A 771-nucleotide genomic window follows, 5' to 3' on the forward strand; every position below is an offset into this window, starting at 1 on the left:
CGTGAATTTGGTATGACTGCTATTATGAACGGTATCGCACTACACGGCGGTTTCGTTCCTTACGGCGCAACATTCCTAATGTTCATGGAATACGCTCGTAACGCAATGCGTATGGCTGCTTTGATGAAAATTCAGAACATCCAAGTGTACACACACGATTCTATCGGTCTTGGCGAAGATGGCCCAACTCACCAACCAGTTGAGCAAATGGCGTCTCTACGTTTGACTCCAAACATGAACACATGGCGTCCATGTGACCAAGTTGAGTCTGCTGTAGCATGGAAACTAGCGATTGAACGTAAAGATGCACCAACAGCACTTATCTTCTCTCGTCAAAACCTAGCGCAACAACCACGTAGCGCTGAGCAAGTTGCAGACATCGCGAAAGGTGGCTACATCCTGAAAGACAGCGATGGCAAACCTGAGCTAATCCTAATCGCAACAGGTTCTGAAGTTGAGCTAGCAGTGAAAGCCGCTGAGCAACTAACAGCAGAAGGTAAGAAAGTACGCGTTGTTTCAATGCCATCAACAGATGCATTCGACAAACAAGACGCAGCTTACCGTGAAGCAGTTCTACCATCAGACGTAACAGCACGTATCGCTATTGAAGCGGGCATCGCAGACTTCTGGTACAAGTACGTTGGTTTCGACGGTCGCATCATCGGTATGACAACATTCGGTGAATCTGCACCTGCTGACCAGTTGTTCGAAATGTTTGGTTTCACTGTAGAAAACGTAGTGAACACAGCAAAAGAACTACTAGCGTAATCG

1 protein-coding gene is annotated in these 771 nt (G+C 47.0%); it reads left to right on the top strand.

Features of this window, described 5'->3' with window-relative positions:
• Positions 1-768: transketolase family protein (locus BIW15_RS24005; RefSeq protein ID WP_306291492.1), on the top strand; the 768-nt coding region annotated here is incomplete at its 5' end.
• Between the last annotated feature and the right edge of the window lie 3 nt (positions 769-771).

The organism is Vibrio sp. SALL6, from assembly GCF_002002385.1.
In the GTDB taxonomy this organism is placed as follows: domain Bacteria; phylum Pseudomonadota; class Gammaproteobacteria; order Enterobacterales; family Vibrionaceae; genus Vibrio; species Vibrio parahaemolyticus.